The organism is Zooshikella ganghwensis DSM 15267 (assembly GCF_000428585.1).
GTDB classification, from domain to species: domain Bacteria; phylum Pseudomonadota; class Gammaproteobacteria; order Pseudomonadales; family Zooshikellaceae; genus Zooshikella; species Zooshikella ganghwensis.
Genome location: NZ_AUAF01000027.1, coordinates 32,506 through 47,812 on the forward strand (window position 1 = coordinate 32,506; position 15,307 = coordinate 47,812).

The window sequence follows — 15,307 nt, forward strand, 5'->3', positions numbered from 1 at the left end:
AACACAAAGCCCCACCAATGTGAGGCTCTATTAACAATTAAAAGAAAAGCTTACATATTACAAATATGTTTTTGGGTTTGAATCCATAGTCGATCAGCGGTACCAATATAGTCTCCATTATCATCATAGATTGGTGCTTTTTGATCAATTAACCCTTTACAAACGTAGCCTTCATGGGTTTCATCAAGATAGCTTGCCATCGCTCGTTTACAGTCAACAACATCCTGAAATGAGCAGGAACGTGGGCGCATAGCTCGCATTCCCACCCAACCATTAACGAGTTCACCACATGTCACCTTGGCGCCAGTCCAGCCCATTTTCCATGCATCCCGAGTACATTCTGCCGATACTGGTAGGCTCACTATAGCTGACAATAAAATTGAGGAAAGAATTGATACTTTTTTCATTGCGGTCACCCTTTAGTCTTAACGAAAATCCGTTTTTATAAAAGACGTGACGCATAAATTTATTGATTAATTTTTATACTAGTTAATTTTGTTGCGTATTAGGCGCATACCCTTATCAGTATAATCTATGCAATCATCAATCAAATTTAGTGTTTAACACTATAAAGGATACAATTTTGTGCTGAATAATTCGGCTAACTTTCCCTATATAAAAAACCTCCCACAGCTTATAATTCAAAAGAAATATTTTAGTACTTTCGTTGAATAAATGTAAGCCATGTAGTTTCAGCTAATATACCAAAACAAGATATTTATACCCAATACGAATGGTTTTTATACCCCAAGGGCACAAGGGTGCGGCCATCGAGTGACGAAGCCCCATGAGCCTATATTAATAGGTGATTGGGGTGAGGAGTGAAGATAACAAACCCTAGAAATCATTCGTGAAGGGTATATTTGCCTAAATCAAGGTACAACGAGTGTATACCTCAAAAATAATTGAGGTATAGCTGTAGTAAAAAGTGGGTTGCCATGCCTGAATTAATTTGTGAAACATGTGCCTGGAGCACTGTATGAAGCTATGTTTAAAGAGCTTCTTTTACAATTTCTATAGCAAGAGCCTCAGCCCAAACTGTATATGCATTAGGACTCGGGTGAAAACCATCTGTAGCGAGATAAGCTGGCTCAAAGGGCATATTTATAGGCAAAAACTGGCAATTCGAATAATGATAAAGATGCTTAGATAATATATCGTCTAAGTAACGTGCACGTTTTCCCAAATACCACTTTAATGGGAAGGGTAGTGCTGAAAATAAATGCATAGGTGGTAAACCAGAAAAAAATAGTCTAGGTGAACCAAACTTTTCTATTGATAGTTGAATAAGCTGGTCCAATTGCTTCTGCCATTGTGTTTGGCTGGTACCTTTAATCACATCATTAACGCCCACCACAACGATTACAATATCAAACGGACTCTGTGGCATATCGTATAATAGGTCAATCAAATCTTTTGCTGTATAGCCTGTTTTAGCCTCAAGCATCCATGAAACATTATACGACGCACTGAGTATTTCAACGAGTTGTCCTGATAGCGCCAGTTGTTGAGAAGGTGCACCCACCCCCGCAGCAGAAGAATCACCGAGTATGAGCAATTTTAATGCAGGCCCTGTTCCCTGTTTACCTTGCCGTGGACCTACCGGTTCAGGTAAGCGAGGTGTTTTTTGCCTTACATATAAGCCTTGAGCAACCAAAAATGGCGCTAAGCCTAGGGTAACGATGTGATGTTTCATATCCTTATTGAGCCTTAAAAAAATAAGACGGTAAACATCTTGTAAAGTGTCAGATTTAGGATAATGAATCAAGATAAGTCTATAAATGGCTCTGCAATACGGTATTAAGGATGGGCCATAAATAAAGGGTATCTATGGACGTTCCAATTATTCACAAGGACCTGAAAAAGTTCAGTCTTACACCCAATCTAACTGACTACCATCGCTGCTATCAGTCATTTAGCTGGACTCAGGCACGAGCCAATATCAAAGGGTATGGCAAAGGCATTAACATTGCCTTTGAGGCGGTTGACCGACATGTTGAAGAAGGCCACGGTGAACAGCATGCTCTCATTTGGCTTGGCAAAAAAGGTGATCGTCAAACGTATACATACACTGACTTAAAAGCTGTGAGTAATCGCTTTGCTAACTTGCTGGTAAAGTTAGGGGTTAAACAAGGTGATCGTATTTTTAGTTTAGCTGGGCGAACTCCACAACTTTATGCTGCTATTTTAGGCACGCTAAAAATGGGTGGTGTTTTTTGTCCTCTGTTTTCTGCTTTTGGTCCTGAACCCATTCAGTCTCGAATGACCATTGGTGATGCCAGTATCCTGGTCAGTAGCTTGAAGCTTTATAAAAAGAAAGTTGCTGCTTGGCAAAAACAACTGAGCACCTTAAAACATGTACTGCTTTATGACTGTGAGGGGCAATGCCCTGAAGGTTGCATCGATCTTGATAGCCAACTCCCCCAGGCGGATGATCAGTTTACAGTCTGCGAAACGTCTGAGGAAACACCTGCATTATTACACTTCACCAGTGGTACAACAGGTAAGCCCAAAGGTGCTGTTCATGTCCATAACGCCGTTGTGCATCATAAGCACTCAGGATTTTATGCCCTGGACTTACATCCAGGGGATCGCTATTGGTGTACCGCGGACCCCGGCTGGGTAACCGGTACCAGCTACGGCATTATTGCACCACTGTGTAACCGGGTGACATTAATTGTCGATGAAGCAGAGTTTGACCCTGAGCGCTGGTATCAAATTCTGGAGCAGGAAAAAGTCAATGTCTGGTATACCGCGCCTACAGCAATAAGAATGTTGATGAAAGTAGGCGAAGCACTGATTCAACAGTACAACCTCAGTGCCTTGCGATTTCTAGCCAGCGTGGGTGAGCCACTCAATCCTGAAGCGGTGACCTGGAGCCAACGGGTTTTTGGTAAACCCTTTCACGACAACTGGTGGCAAACAGAAACCGGCGGCATCATGCTAGCTAATTTTGCTGCTGAACCTGTGAAGCCAGGCTCAATGGGCCGCCCATTACCAGGTATTCATGCAGCCATTGTCAGCATAAATGAACAAGGACAGCTCACTGAAGTGAAACAGCATGGTGAAATTGGCGAGCTGGCCCTTAAACCTGGCTGGCCTTCGATGTTTCGTGATTATTTACATGAAGCAGAGCGTTACCAAAAATGCTTTAACGCTGACTGGTATCTGAGCGGTGACTTAGCCTACGAAGATCATGATGGCTACTTCTGGTTTGTGGGCCGCAGTAAAGACCTGATTAAATCCGCGGGCCACTTAATTGGTCCCTTTGAAGTGGAAAGCGTTTTGGTGGAACACCCAGCTGTCGCCGAAGCCGGCGTTATTGGCATTCCTGACGAGGTAGCGGGGGAGGTAGTGGTTGCCTTTGTCGCACTAAAACCCGGCTTCAATGCAAATGACGAGTTGACTACAGCCTTGATGGCCCATGCCCGAAAAAAGCTAGGCTCTGCAGTGGCCCCCAGAGCAATCCATATCAAAGACAATTTACCTAAAACCCGTAGTGGCAAAATCATGCGTCGGTTACTTAAAGCACGTACACTTGGCTTACCTGAAGGTGATATTTCGACCCTGGAAAGTGATGAGCATCCTCAGCAAAATATGCAAAATTCAGGGGATAAAGCATGACCACGGCTAACACTAAGCCCCACATCAATAAAACACATCTGCACTTTTTATTAAAACAAATGGTGCGTATTCGCCGCTTTGAAGAAAAGTGTGCTGAGTTGTATATGCAGGAGAAAATACGTGGTTTTTTGCACCTTTATATTGGCGAAGAAGCTGTCGCTGTTGGGGTGATGAAAGTACTGCAAGATGAGGACGCAGTGGTTGCCACTTACCGAGAGCATGGACATGCACTGGCTAAAGGGCTGAGTATGAATGCTGTCATGGCAGAAATGTTTGGCAAAATGACGGGAAGTAGCCGAGGCCGGGGTGGCTCAATGCATATTTTTGATGCCAGCAAACGTTTTTATGGGGGCAATGCTATTGTTGCAGGCGCATTACCAATGGCTGTGGGATTGGCACTGGCAGATAAAATGCAAAATCGTAACCGTGTGACAGTATGCTTTTTTGGCGAGGGTGCTGCTGCTGAAGGTGAGTTTCACGAAAGCCTGAACCTTGCCAAGCTATGGTCATTGCCAGTGTTATTTGTCTGTGAAAATAACATGTATGCCATGGGAACAGCGCTTTCCATCTCAGAATCAGAGCAACATATTTTTAAAAAAGCCCAAGGCTATGGTTTAGCCGCCGTTGAGGTGGATGGTATGAATGTAGTTGATGTTGAAGCCGCCGCACAAAAATGCTGTTCCGCCATCCGCCAGGGAGAAGGTCCCCATTTAATTGAGTGTCATACCTATCGTTTTCGTGGTCACTCGATGTTCGATACTCAGCTCTATCGTTCGCCTGATGAAGTTTCAAGCTGGCAACAAAAAGGACCTATTGTCCAACTGAAACAGTGGCTGGAGCAAAATGGCAAGTTAGACCAAACCGAGTGGCAGCAGATTGAAAAAGAGGTTCAGCAAGAAATCGAAGAGGCAGTCACATTTGCAGAGCAATCTGAGCTTGAGCCAAACAGTGCACTATGTCGTGATGTCTATCAGGAGTCAGCCTGATGCATAATACGGTGCAAGAACAGTTAACTTATCGGGAAGCCATGCGCGAAGCGATTCGTGAAGCAATGCTTCATGACGCAAACGTGTTCCTGATGGGTGAGGATGTCGGTCACTATGGGGGCTGTTATGCCGTGTCCAAAGGGCTATTGCAGGAGTTTGGTGAGTCACGAATCATTGATACACCATTATCCGAGTCAGGGTTTGTTGGGGCAGGTATCGGAGCAGCCATGGGCGGTATGCGACCTATTGTGGAAGTGATGACCGTTAATTTTAGCCTGCTAGCACTCGATCAAATTGTCAATAATGCCGCCACTCTCCGGCATATGTCAGGAGGACAGATTAGTGTACCCATAGTCATTCGGATGGCTACAGGGGCTGGCAAGCAGCTGGCGGCACAGCATTCCCATAGTTTGGAAAACTGGTATGCCCATGTGCCAGGCATCAAAGTGATCGCACCAGCCACCGTAGCAGATGCTCGTTATATGCTGGCGATGGCTTTAGCCGACCCTGATCCCGTCATGCTGTTTGAACATGTCATGCTGTATAACCACAAAGCACCTGTGCCCAACCCCACTGACTGCCCGGCAATGGCCCAAGCTGTGGTGCGCAAACAAGGCCCAGATATCACCCTGGTCAGTTATGGCGGTTCTTTGCTTAAAGCACTAGAGGCTGCTCACGCTCTGGCTGAGCAACAAATAAATGCCGAAGTCATCGATCTGCGCTGTTTACGGCCACTTGATACTGAAACACTATTTGCGTCAGTTAACAAAACCCATAGGTTGCTCGTGGTTGATGAGGGATGGCGAACAGGTAGCCTTGCCGGAGAAATATGTGCACTGGTAGCAGAACACTGTTTTTGGACGCTAGATGCTCCTCCGCAACGTGTTTGTAGTCAGGAAGTACCTATACCTTATCCAAAGCACCTAGAAGAAGCCGCCACCCCACAGGTTGAACAGATTGTGACAACAGCAAAGCAGATCATGTATCGATGAAAACCATCACTATGCCTTCCTTCGGTGCAGATATGGAGCAGGGCAAACTAACAGAGTGGAATGTAAAACCTGGTGATACCGTACATAAAGGCGAAATCATTGCCACGATTGAGACCATGAAGGGCTTAATCGATATGGAAGTTTTTGATGATGGTGTTATTGAGCAGCTACTTATTGAGCCTGGTAGTGAAGTGCCTGTTGGTGAACCTATTGCAACATTAAGGCGACTAGGTGATGTTGCAGTAGAAGCGCCACCAGTAAAGGCACCACTTGTCGAGAAGTCAGCCACCCCATTACAAACTGATCAAGCGGCTCATATCAGTTCACCACCACCAGAGACAACAGCAACCATTGCGAGTCAGCCAGACCTTGCTTTATCTGCAAATCAGGGACATCAGACTTCCCCCTTAATCTCTCCAGCTGCACGTTATCAAGCTGAGCTGCAGGGTATTAACTGGGGTGCATTACCAGCAGGTTCGGGACCCAATGGTGCAATAGTATTGGCAGATCTTGAGCGTTACATTCAAGCTGATCAACAGCAATTAAACGTCACTACACCCACAGCAGCACCTCGCAGCATCGAGCAAGACGTTAATACACTAAAAATGCGTCAAGCAATTGCTGCAGTGGTTAGCCAATCCAAGCGTGAAATTCCTCATTATTATTTAAGCCATGACATTTCTTTAACCCATGCCTTACAGTGGTTAAAAAAGTACAATGAAGACCGGCAACCTGAAAGCCGCATACTTATTAATGCTTTAATATATTGCGCCATTGCAAAAGCACTACAGAAGTTTCCTGCTTTTAATGGCTTTTATCAAAATAACCAGTTTCAGCCTGCTGAACAGGTGCATTTAGGTAATGCAATTAACCTGCGTCAAGGTGGATTGATGGTGGCAGCTATTCATAATGCAGAGGCACTGTCACCTGTGTCTATGATGGATAAATTAAAGGACCAGGTTATTCGGGCCAGAGAAGGGCACTTAAAAATGTCTGAAATGCAAGATGCCACCATCACGATTTCTAACCTAGGTGACCGAGGAAGTGATTCTATTTTAGGCGTAATTTTTCCACCCCAGGTGGCATTGCTTGGCATCGGCCGTGTCCGTGAAGTCGCCTGGGTCGAAGGCCAGCATATTAAACCGGTGACTATTGTCAGTATCAGCCTTGCTGCTGATCATCGAGTTACTGATGGACATGATGGCGCACGCTTATTAAATAAAATTAATAAACTATTGCAAAAGCCGGAGCAACTAGTATGAAAGATAAAGCAGCATTAACACATTTTCTTTTGGAACGAATTAAAGCCATTGCACCCGATAGTGATACTGATGATTTAGACCCAGATGAAGATATGCGCGATGAGCTTGATTTAGACTCCATGGATTTCTTACGACTCTTGGAGTCTATTGCCAAGCAGTTGAATATCAATATTCCTGAAATGGATTACAATAAAATCACCACATTAAATACCATGGTAAGTTATCTCAGTGAACGACAATCCAGTTTATAGTTCATGGTGGATACACAGTATTAATGTAGCATATGAATTAGTGTGTTCTTCTCGCAGCAGAAGACCATCCCTGGTCTTTACTGCTAGCGGCGCTCCCTGCGCCTGTTTCACAAACAAATTCAAACGCTGCAAACTCACTTTCTGCAATCATCCAGTCACGGTTAAATAGACACTAAGATTTATAATATTGTAGGACATATACCCAATACGAATGGTTTTTAGGTACGGCCATCGAGTGACGAAGCCCCATGAGCCTATATTACCCATGAGCCTGTATTAATAGGTGATTGGAGTGAGGAGTGAAGATAACAAAACCTAGAAATCATTCGTGAAGGGTATAAGATAAAGGATGGGAGTTATACAGACCTTGGGCAAAGTTGGATTTAAACAAAGACTTTTTTAGACACAACATCAAGTGCTGACTAAAGAAAAGATAGTTCGGATTATTTGTTTGGGGAATCCTCTTCATGGCGATGACGGTATTGGTTTTCATATTTTTAACCGGTTGCAACATCAGTATACATGGCCACCTCATATTGAGTTAATCGATGGTGGAACAGGAGGAATAACGCTAATTCCTTGTTTTTTTCACTGCCATAAAGTCATTATGATCGATGCAGTGAATAACCCATCACAAGCAGGGCAATTAACGTGTTATCTTAATATCGATCCCCACCTGTTTTCAGAAACCCAAGTAAATAATCGAGCATTTGAACATGGTGGTAATGTCACCTCATTGCTTGAGCTGTTGACCCTATCGGACGCACCAACACCTTGTATTGATATAGTGACGATTGCAGGTTGTAATTTTAATGCATATAACCACCAGCTCAGTGAAGCGGTCTCCCATAGACTGCCCACCATTTGCGCGAAATTGTATAAAATGATATGTAAGTAAATAATAACGATACTTCGATGTACAATCTAACAAGACAAAGGCTGGATAATGCTCGCCGGACTGTTTGCCGCTAGGACGAGGCAATCAAGCCTCCAGGGAAGGGTTCACGGCATGTACGGCGAGCGTTATGCAGCCTTTGGGAAAATTAACAATAAATATAATACTAATAAGCTACATGTATCGTATGATCAACCTATTAGAGGTATCCATTAGGAAAGTTGTCAACATACTCATGAAAAAATATGCAAGGATTGCTACTGTGAATATTAAAGTAATTATTTTAAGTGTATTATGTATTTTATCCTTTCCTGCCCTTGGTCACCCCAATCATGGTCTTTTTGATTTAAATGCATGGTTACATTACTTAGTGGAGCCAGAGCATGGTTTGATCTTTATTTTATTATTTGGGTTAATCACACTCATGGTTTGGCAATGGCGCAAACAGCACTAATACCATAAGAAAATAACAAACCTACAGTCCACCCACAGTGAAAGGTAAATCACATACGTTGTGACATCAAAACTTAATGGTTTTCAACTGGATGTTAAAGGCAGAGTACAAGGTATTGGCTTTCGTCCGTTTGTTTTTCGTTTAGCGACATCACTTGGGTTATGTGGGAGCGTCCAAAATACCGCTGTCAGTGTAGAAATAAAACTTAATGCTGATTTTTCACTGGTTGAACATTTTTCTCAGCGGCTTATTCAGCAGTGTCCTCGTCCAGGCTTTATTGAAAGTATAACGCGAGAGCCCTATCAATTTTTAGTACAACCTAATGGCTTTTCGATATTACCCAGCTTGTCTGAGGGGGAAGAATGTACGCTCTCTTTTCCGCCTGATTTAGCTATTTGCCCAGCCTGCATTCAAGAGTTAATAAATCCAACTGATCGTCGATACCAGTACCCGCTGATTAATTGCACTCAGTGTGGTCCACGCTATACCATAATTCATGATATACCCTATGACCGAACACATACCTCTATGGCAGCGTTTCCCATGTGTGTTGACTGCCAGGCTGAGTATAACAACCCATTAAGTCGACGATTTCATGCGGAACCAATTTGCTGTTCAACCTGTGGACCAGCTATTTGGTTTCAACAAAACATCAAGCAAAGAGAAGAAGGTAAGACCCATCGTACAATATTGGATTCATTGAAAATATGTGTTAAGCAATTAATCCAAGGAAAAATTATTGCTATAAAAGGTATTGGCGGCTTTCATTTAGTGTGCGACGCAACTAATGAGTCAACGATAAGACTGTTGCGCACACGCAAACAACGCCCCAGCAAGCCACTCGCAATTATGTTTAAAGATAGACAACACATACATTCTTACTTTTCCTGCACATCAAATGTTATGCAGCAATGTCTGAAGCTGCTCGAAAGTAAACCGGCTCCGATAGTACTCCTCTCAAAAACATACTTAACTCAAGCATTACCTGCTGAGATTGCCCCAAGACAACATCTTCTTGGTGTCATGCTTGCCTATTCTCCCTTACACTGGCTATTGCTTGATTTGATCAAAAAACCATTGGTTATGACATCAGCCAATCCTCCAGGGGAACCTATATGTATAACCAATAATCTCGCATTACAACAGTTAAAACCTTTTGCGGATGGATGGCTACTCCACGATCGAAACATTAACCATCGATGTGACGACTCAGTGATCAACATTATCAATAATAAACCTCGGCTGATGCGTCGTGCACGAGGCTTTGTGCCTGATTCACTACCAATACCTGATCAGCTTGACCATGGTTTATTAAAAGAAAAATACTTACTAGCCCTAGGCGCAGACTTAAAAAACTGCGTTGGTATAACGATAGGAGCCAACGTTTTTCTGTCATCATATCAAGGTGACCTTGCAAACTCAGCCTGTTTACAGGCCATGCAACAAAACCTTGAAGAGATGCAAACTTTATTAAAATTACCAGAAAACAGCCTTCAAGCTGTCGTTGTTGACTCTCATCCCGACTATTATTCCAGTCATTTCGGAAGAAAAATCGCAGAAAAATATCAAACGCCTATTATCCAGGTTCAACACCACCATGCTCACTTTGCCTCCTGTCTCTTTGAAAATCAGGTTTTACCCGATCAACCTGTGTTAGGCATTATTTTTGATGGACTAGGCTTTGGTGATGATGGCACATTTTGGGGTGGTGAATTTTTACTGGGGGATTACGCTTCCGTTCAGCGTGTCGCCAACCTAAAGCCTTTTCCACTGTTAGGCGGCGATAAAGCCAACAAACAACCATGGCGCAACTTAATTGCGTTATTAGCTCAAAGTGACTGTTTACAGAAAGCTAAAAACATTTTAACTACTCAAAACATTGCTCAGGAAGAAATAGATACACTATTAAAATTCTCACATCGATTCCCTTTATCCAGCTCAGTAGGGCGGCTATTTGATGCTGTTGCGGCATTATTAAATATTGCGCCCTATGAACAGACCTTTGAAGGTGAAGCAGCCATGCAGCTGGAAGCGCTTGCTTCGTACTATAAAGGTCAGGCGACACCTACTGAGCTTTTTAAAATTATCCCGCAGCACAAACGCTTATTATTAGATTCCTCTCCACTTTGGTATTGCTTAATAGAGCAGCTAAATAATAAAGAAAAGAAAGCTAAGTTAGCATTTATATTCCTCAACAGCTTTGTAGAGGGTGTTTTTCAAACAATAATCTCACTTCAGCAGCAGGGAAAACTATTTCATACTATTGCACTAAGTGGTGGCGTCTTTCAAAATGCTTTTTTACTCTCGACACTACAGAACAAGCTTGAATCTGAGGGGTTTACTGTTTATACCTCACAACAAATACCCTGTAATGATAGTGGTATAGCGCTAGGGCAAATTGCTGTAGCTCTAGCCCAAACTGAAATTAAAAACAATGGACATTTATGTGCTTAGGTATTCCAGCAAAAGTTATCTCCATTCTTGATAAAGAGAATGGCACAGCCCTAGTTGAAACCGGTGGTGTCCGCAGAGAAGCCTGTGTTTCATTATTGTCATTACAAGGCAAATCTATTAATAATTTAATAGGAGAATGGGTGCTTCTACATGTTGGATTTGCAATGGCAATTATTGACCAACAAGAAGCACTGGATACCCTAGCACTTATAGCATCCCTTGATGGTATTGATGCAAATAACGATTAAGGGGGGTTGTTATGAAACAGGCAATGAACTTTCGTGACCCTCACCGTGTTAATCGACTCATTAAATGTATCCAAGCAAAAGCAGCGCCTGTAGCAGAACGTTTAGGGCGCCCTTTACAGATCATGGAAGTATGTGGCGGGCATACTCATGCCATTGTGAATACTGGGCTTAATCAACTACTCCCGTCGTCTATCGAGCTAATTCACGGGCCAGGATGCCCAGTATGCGTGTTACCCACACATGCCATTGATCAAGCGGTGGCGTTAGCGGAATATAGCAATCATATTCTGGTTAGCTTTGGAGACCCATTGCGGGTACCTGGAAGTCAGCACAGCTTACTCGATGCCAAAGCAAAAGGAGCTCAAATTAACACCATTTATTCACCTTTAGATGCGCTTAAACTTGCTAAAAGTTATCCTAATAAAACAATTGTCTTCTTTGCTATTGGCTTTGATACCACAATTCCCAGTACAGCATGTACTCTCCAAATGGCTTTGCAACAGGGTATCAGCAATTTTCGAGTATTATGTCACCACATTTGTCTTATACCTGTGCTGATGACACTACTTAAGCAACAGGAAATCCAGCTGGATGGTTTTCTAGGACCAGGGCATGTCAGTATGGTGATTGGCGTACAAGCCTATAAACCCATTGTCCAAAAATACCATAAACCACTGGTTATAGCTGGCTTTGAACCAGTAGATATACTGCATGCTCTGTACAAATTAGTTCAACAATTTTCAACGCAGAAATATGCTGTTCAAAATGCTTATTCTCATGTTGTATCCGCAACCGGCAATCAACCTGCTCAGCAGGCTATCAATGAAGTTTTTATTTCTGGAGTAGATGCAAAATGGCGAGGTTTAGGCTTAGTACCAATATCAGGGCTTAGCATTCGCCCGCAATACCGGTCACTCGATGCAACTTTGCTTTTAGAAAAAAAATATTGCACAAAGCAAGAGTCAGATCCAACCTACTGTAAAAAAGTCTTAACAGGATCACTCAAACCTCAGCACTGTCCTTGGTTTGGTAATAAATGTACTCCCCACCACCCCCAGAGTGGTCTTATGGTATCTTCGGAAGGCGCTTGTGCTGCTTTTTATTCCTCATCTACAAAGGCAAAACAGGGGTAGTATCATGAGCAATGACCAAATCATTACTCTTGCTCATGGTGCTGGTGGTGAGGTCATGCAGCAACTTATCGATAAACTTTTTCTTAAAGCATTTAACGATAAACCATTAAGGCAAAAAGAAGACCAAGCGCGAATACCTCTTGCCGAACTACATGCTAAAGGTGATCGTTTGGCATTCACCACTGATAGCTATGTCGTTTCCCCCTTGTTTTTTCCTGGAGGAGATATTGGCAAATTAGCAGTATGTGGCACGCTAAATGACTTAGCTGTTGGTGGTGCTCAACCCCTCTATTTAAGTGCAGGCTTTATTATTGAAGAAGGGTTATCACTAACTTTACTTGAAGAAATTGTATATTCAATGGCAAAAACAGCTAAAGAGCAGGGTGTCTCCATTATTACCGGTGATACTAAAGTCGTTGAACGAGGGATGGCTGATAAATTATTCATTAATACTACAGGTGTTGGCGTTATACCTCAGTCCATTCAATTAAGCGCAGCAAATGCTCGGCCAGGAGATAAAATCTTAGTGAGTGGTTTTATTGGTGATCATGGTGCTACTGTTATGCTGGCACGAGATAACCTGGGCTTACATTCAGACTTACAAAGTGATTGTGCTGCCTTATACCCTCTGATTAATCAGTTATTATTGCAACATACTCATGATATTCGCTGTATTCGCGATGTTACGAGAGGAGGGATCGGAGGTGTGCTTTCTGAGATTGCTCAAGCTTCAAATATCACTATTGAATTAGACGAAGTTGCCTTACCTGTCCGGTCTCAAACCCGAGGAATTTGTGAGCTACTTGGCCTTGATCCTTTGTTTTTAGCCAATGAAGGACTTGCAGTATTTGTTGTAGACCATCAACACGCTGAAACTGTTTTACAGTTAATGCAGCAACATCCCTTAGGCCAACATGCACAAATCGTTGGTGAAGTTACAGCATTTTCAATTAACCACTTACATTTAAAAACCCGGTATGGTGCCAGAAGAATAGTTAACGTACCTTACGGGCTTCAACTACCAAGAATTTGCTAAAAAATACCCTTAATATTCTAGAGTAACGGTATACTGCTGTGTTTTTTTACGTTTCATGGACTTAAAGCTATTTGTGGTGTTTTTAAATCACCTTTTGGCCAAAAACTGGATAACGCTCGTCGAACACACCGTGAATCCCTCCCTGGAGGCTTGATTACCGCATCCTTGCGGCAAACAGTTCGACGAGCATTACCCAATTTTTGTCTTATCCGTAACATACATTGATATAGTACAGCTAATTTTCACTGGTCTAGGCAAGTAATATAAAGTTAATACTTTTTACTTTGAAATGGATATTTTTTGATTCAATTTAATTATATTTATGATTGATTCAGCTAGAGATGAAAATAAAGTATTAAAGTTTTCCCTGTTGATTTTCATTGTGTTTAAAACATTGCCTTGTTGATCTATCTGATCATCAGTCAAAGCGAATATCGGTACGTTATGTTTCTGAGACTGCGCAATAAGTGAGTTGAAATCAGATATATTTGTTAGGTTGTATAAGTTATTATTAGGAAGAGTATCCCTAAAAGAAGCCTCATCAATTGTCATATTTACCTTTCTGAGGGATGGAACCAGAGTATTTGATACTAGCTCATCTATTTCATCGATCCAACGTTGAAAGGACTTAGCAGGAGCTTTACTATAAAGTTTGTACCTTTGTGCAATATATCCTAAAAATTTCGGTGGTTCTTTAGGAAATGCATATTGAAGTGTACTATCTCTGAACTTTTCAATATCTGCATTCCATTGAGGGAGAACGCTTGTCAATGACTTTATAGCTTGAGCACAGAAAAAATCAGGGGATGCAGGTATTATGAAATAATCACTTACCATAAGTAAGCACTCATTTAGAGCCCCAACGCTTGGACTCATATCAATAAGAATATATTCATAATCATGTTGCTTAGCTGTTTTTTTTATTAGTTCACCGATACTTCCTGGTATATTCCTTATTGCAGGGATAGATTGGCTAGCTTTTAGAGCTACGCTCATTTGTGTTTCAGCTTCTGCTAAACGAATATTTCCGCACAGCAGGCTTAAACTATTATTTGGAGTAATACTAGGTTTAGCAGCTTCTACAGCCCTTATTTCCCCATTAATTATAGATTCTATTCCTGAGTAAATATCACAACCAAAATTATTTTTATAATATATTTCTTTATCTTCAATATCCCTGTAGTCAAGCACTAAGGCCGTTAGATTACACTGTGGATCGGCATCAACTATTAATGTTTTGTGGCCTTTTGAGGCTAACATCCATCCTAAATTAAAACACGTGGTTGTTTTGCTTACGCCCCCTTTATGGTTAAACAATGAAATAGTTTTCATAAGGCACCTCAGAGTAAAACAACTATCTGTTTTACTAAGATTAATACAGCTTTAGAAAGCTTAGTTGTTAATATTTATTTACAAAAATAAACAGTCTATTTTTTACCAACCAGTTCAACACCAACACACCTAATCATCGCATTTTTGTAGTATCTTCCAAATATGCAGGGGTTAGACAAAGTCTGGATAATACCTGTGAACCGTCTGCCGCAAGGAAGCGGCAGCCGAGCTTCCAAGGAGGGATTCACAGCGTGTTCGACAGGTATTAATCAGACTTTGTGGCAAATTAAATATATTGCACAAATGTTTCAACCAAAAAGCTTTTAAGACTGTTAGATCACACTCAACATAAGAATAACAATCAACTTACAATACTGTAGACAGTTTTTGGCTGAGAGTGGTAGGTTGTACCAAAGATAGAAACTGCGAGAATGCGGTTATCAAAGTCGTATTGTCACAGGAATCTATCTTTGGAAAGCATAGTAAAAACGGTTTTACGCTCAATGTCCAATGTTAATAAGCCTCAACGCACATTTATAGCGGCATTGTTGGCGACACTAATCGTATTTCAAGGCAAGGCAACCTATAGAAATATGAACCGTTACAGCGGTATGAGTGAAAAACGTTTTAGCCGTTGGTA

At 42.0% G+C, this 15,307-nt stretch carries 14 protein-coding genes; 11 read left to right on the forward strand and 3 right to left on the reverse strand.

The features are described 5' to 3' along the window. Window positions 1-50: 50 nt before the first annotated feature. A complete protein-coding gene (locus F607_RS0108520; RefSeq protein ID WP_027707764.1) occupies window positions 51-407 on the reverse strand; it encodes a hypothetical protein in 357 nt (118 codons plus the stop codon). Window positions 408-991: 584 nt separating this feature from the next. Continuing rightward, complete coding sequence (locus tag F607_RS0108525) at window positions 992-1,696, reverse strand: SGNH/GDSL hydrolase family protein (protein WP_027707765.1); 705 nt, start codon at window positions 1,694-1,696, stop codon at window positions 992-994. A 134-nt stretch (window positions 1,697-1,830) separates the two neighbouring features. Here F607_RS0108525 and acsA point away from each other — a divergent pair, with 134 nt between their 5' ends. From acsA to hypE, 11 genes are all read left to right on the forward strand, one after another. Continuing rightward, a complete protein-coding gene (gene acsA / locus F607_RS0108530; RefSeq protein WP_027707766.1) occupies window positions 1,831-3,624 on the forward strand; it encodes an acetate--CoA ligase in 1,794 nt (597 codons plus the stop codon). Then, a complete protein-coding gene (gene pdhA, locus F607_RS0108535; RefSeq protein WP_038290659.1) occupies window positions 3,621-4,610 on the forward strand; it encodes a pyruvate dehydrogenase (acetyl-transferring) E1 component subunit alpha in 990 nt (329 codons plus the stop codon). The genes acsA and pdhA overlap by 4 nt, the downstream gene beginning before the upstream one ends. Beyond that, entirely contained in the window at window positions 4,610-5,602 is a 993-nt protein-coding gene (locus F607_RS0108540) for an alpha-ketoacid dehydrogenase subunit beta (RefSeq protein ID WP_038290660.1), read from the forward strand. Before pdhA ends, F607_RS0108540 begins: the two co-directional genes overlap by 1 nt. Beyond that, window positions 5,599-6,864, forward strand: coding sequence for a dihydrolipoamide acetyltransferase family protein (locus F607_RS0108545; RefSeq protein ID WP_027707769.1), 1,266 nt, complete (start codon window positions 5,599-5,601; stop codon window positions 6,862-6,864). Before F607_RS0108540 ends, F607_RS0108545 begins: the two co-directional genes overlap by 4 nt. Then, window positions 6,861-7,115 carry an acyl carrier protein gene (locus tag F607_RS0108550; protein WP_027707770.1) on the forward strand — a complete coding sequence of 85 codons (255 nt, stop codon included), beginning with the start codon at window positions 6,861-6,863 and terminating at the stop codon, window positions 7,113-7,115. Before F607_RS0108545 ends, F607_RS0108550 begins: the two co-directional genes overlap by 4 nt. A 415-nt stretch (window positions 7,116-7,530) precedes the next feature. Further along, window positions 7,531-8,013, forward strand: a complete 483-nt coding sequence (locus F607_RS32675) for a hydrogenase maturation protease (RefSeq protein WP_084611166.1) — start codon at window positions 7,531-7,533, stop codon at window positions 8,011-8,013. A gap of 259 nt (window positions 8,014-8,272) precedes the next feature. After that, window positions 8,273-8,464 (forward strand): hypothetical protein, encoded by a 192-nt coding sequence (locus F607_RS28770; RefSeq protein WP_133296078.1) that lies wholly within the window; start codon window positions 8,273-8,275, stop codon window positions 8,462-8,464. A 60-nt stretch (window positions 8,465-8,524) separates the two neighbouring features. Then, a complete protein-coding gene (gene hypF, locus F607_RS0108570; RefSeq protein WP_027707771.1) occupies window positions 8,525-10,918 on the forward strand; it encodes a carbamoyltransferase HypF in 2,394 nt (797 codons plus the stop codon). Continuing rightward, window positions 10,909-11,166 (forward strand): HypC/HybG/HupF family hydrogenase formation chaperone, encoded by a 258-nt coding sequence (locus F607_RS0108575; protein ID WP_027707772.1) that lies wholly within the window; start codon window positions 10,909-10,911, stop codon window positions 11,164-11,166. The genes hypF and F607_RS0108575 overlap by 10 nt, the downstream gene beginning before the upstream one ends. 11 nt (window positions 11,167-11,177) lie before the next feature. Further along, the gene (hypD, locus tag F607_RS0108580) at window positions 11,178-12,299 is read left to right on the forward strand and encodes a hydrogenase formation protein HypD (protein WP_027707773.1); all 1,122 of its coding nucleotides are present in this window, start codon (window positions 11,178-11,180) and stop codon (window positions 12,297-12,299) included. 4 nt (window positions 12,300-12,303) lie between these two features. Next, complete coding sequence (gene hypE, locus F607_RS0108585) at window positions 12,304-13,335, forward strand: hydrogenase expression/formation protein HypE (RefSeq protein ID WP_027707774.1); 1,032 nt, start codon at window positions 12,304-12,306, stop codon at window positions 13,333-13,335. Between the two features lie 279 nt (window positions 13,336-13,614). Here hypE and F607_RS0108590 read toward each other — a convergent pair whose 3' ends face one another. Then, window positions 13,615-14,667 (reverse strand): ParA family protein, encoded by a 1,053-nt coding sequence (locus F607_RS0108590; protein WP_027707775.1) that lies wholly within the window; start codon window positions 14,665-14,667, stop codon window positions 13,615-13,617. Window positions 14,668-15,307 lie beyond the last annotated feature (640 nt).

Excerpts from the sequence above, each read along its gene's own strand:
- F607_RS0108525 (WP_027707765.1), bottom strand. The coding sequence starts at position 1,696 with ATGAAACATCACATCGTTACCCTAGGCTTAGCGCCATTTTTGGTTGCT.
- hypD (WP_027707773.1), top strand. The coding sequence starts at position 11,178 with ATGAAACAGGCAATGAACTTTCGTGACCCTCACCGTGTTAATCGACTC.
- F607_RS0108575 (WP_027707772.1), top strand. The coding sequence starts at position 10,909 with ATGTGCTTAGGTATTCCAGCAAAAGTTATCTCCATTCTTGATAAAGAG.
- F607_RS0108520 (WP_027707764.1), bottom strand. The coding sequence starts at position 407 with ATGAAAAAAGTATCAATTCTTTCCTCAATTTTATTGTCAGCTATAGTG.
- F607_RS0108590 (WP_027707775.1), bottom strand. The coding sequence starts at position 14,667 with ATGAAAACTATTTCATTGTTTAACCATAAAGGGGGCGTAAGCAAAACA.
- hypE (WP_027707774.1), top strand. The coding sequence starts at position 12,304 with ATGAGCAATGACCAAATCATTACTCTTGCTCATGGTGCTGGTGGTGAG.
- F607_RS0108545 (WP_027707769.1), top strand. The coding sequence starts at position 5,599 with ATGAAAACCATCACTATGCCTTCCTTCGGTGCAGATATGGAGCAGGGC.
- F607_RS0108550 (WP_027707770.1), top strand. The coding sequence starts at position 6,861 with ATGAAAGATAAAGCAGCATTAACACATTTTCTTTTGGAACGAATTAAA.
- acsA (WP_027707766.1), top strand. The coding sequence starts at position 1,831 with ATGGACGTTCCAATTATTCACAAGGACCTGAAAAAGTTCAGTCTTACA.
- pdhA (WP_038290659.1), top strand. The coding sequence starts at position 3,621 with ATGACCACGGCTAACACTAAGCCCCACATCAATAAAACACATCTGCAC.
- F607_RS0108540 (WP_038290660.1), top strand. The coding sequence starts at position 4,610 with ATGCATAATACGGTGCAAGAACAGTTAACTTATCGGGAAGCCATGCGC.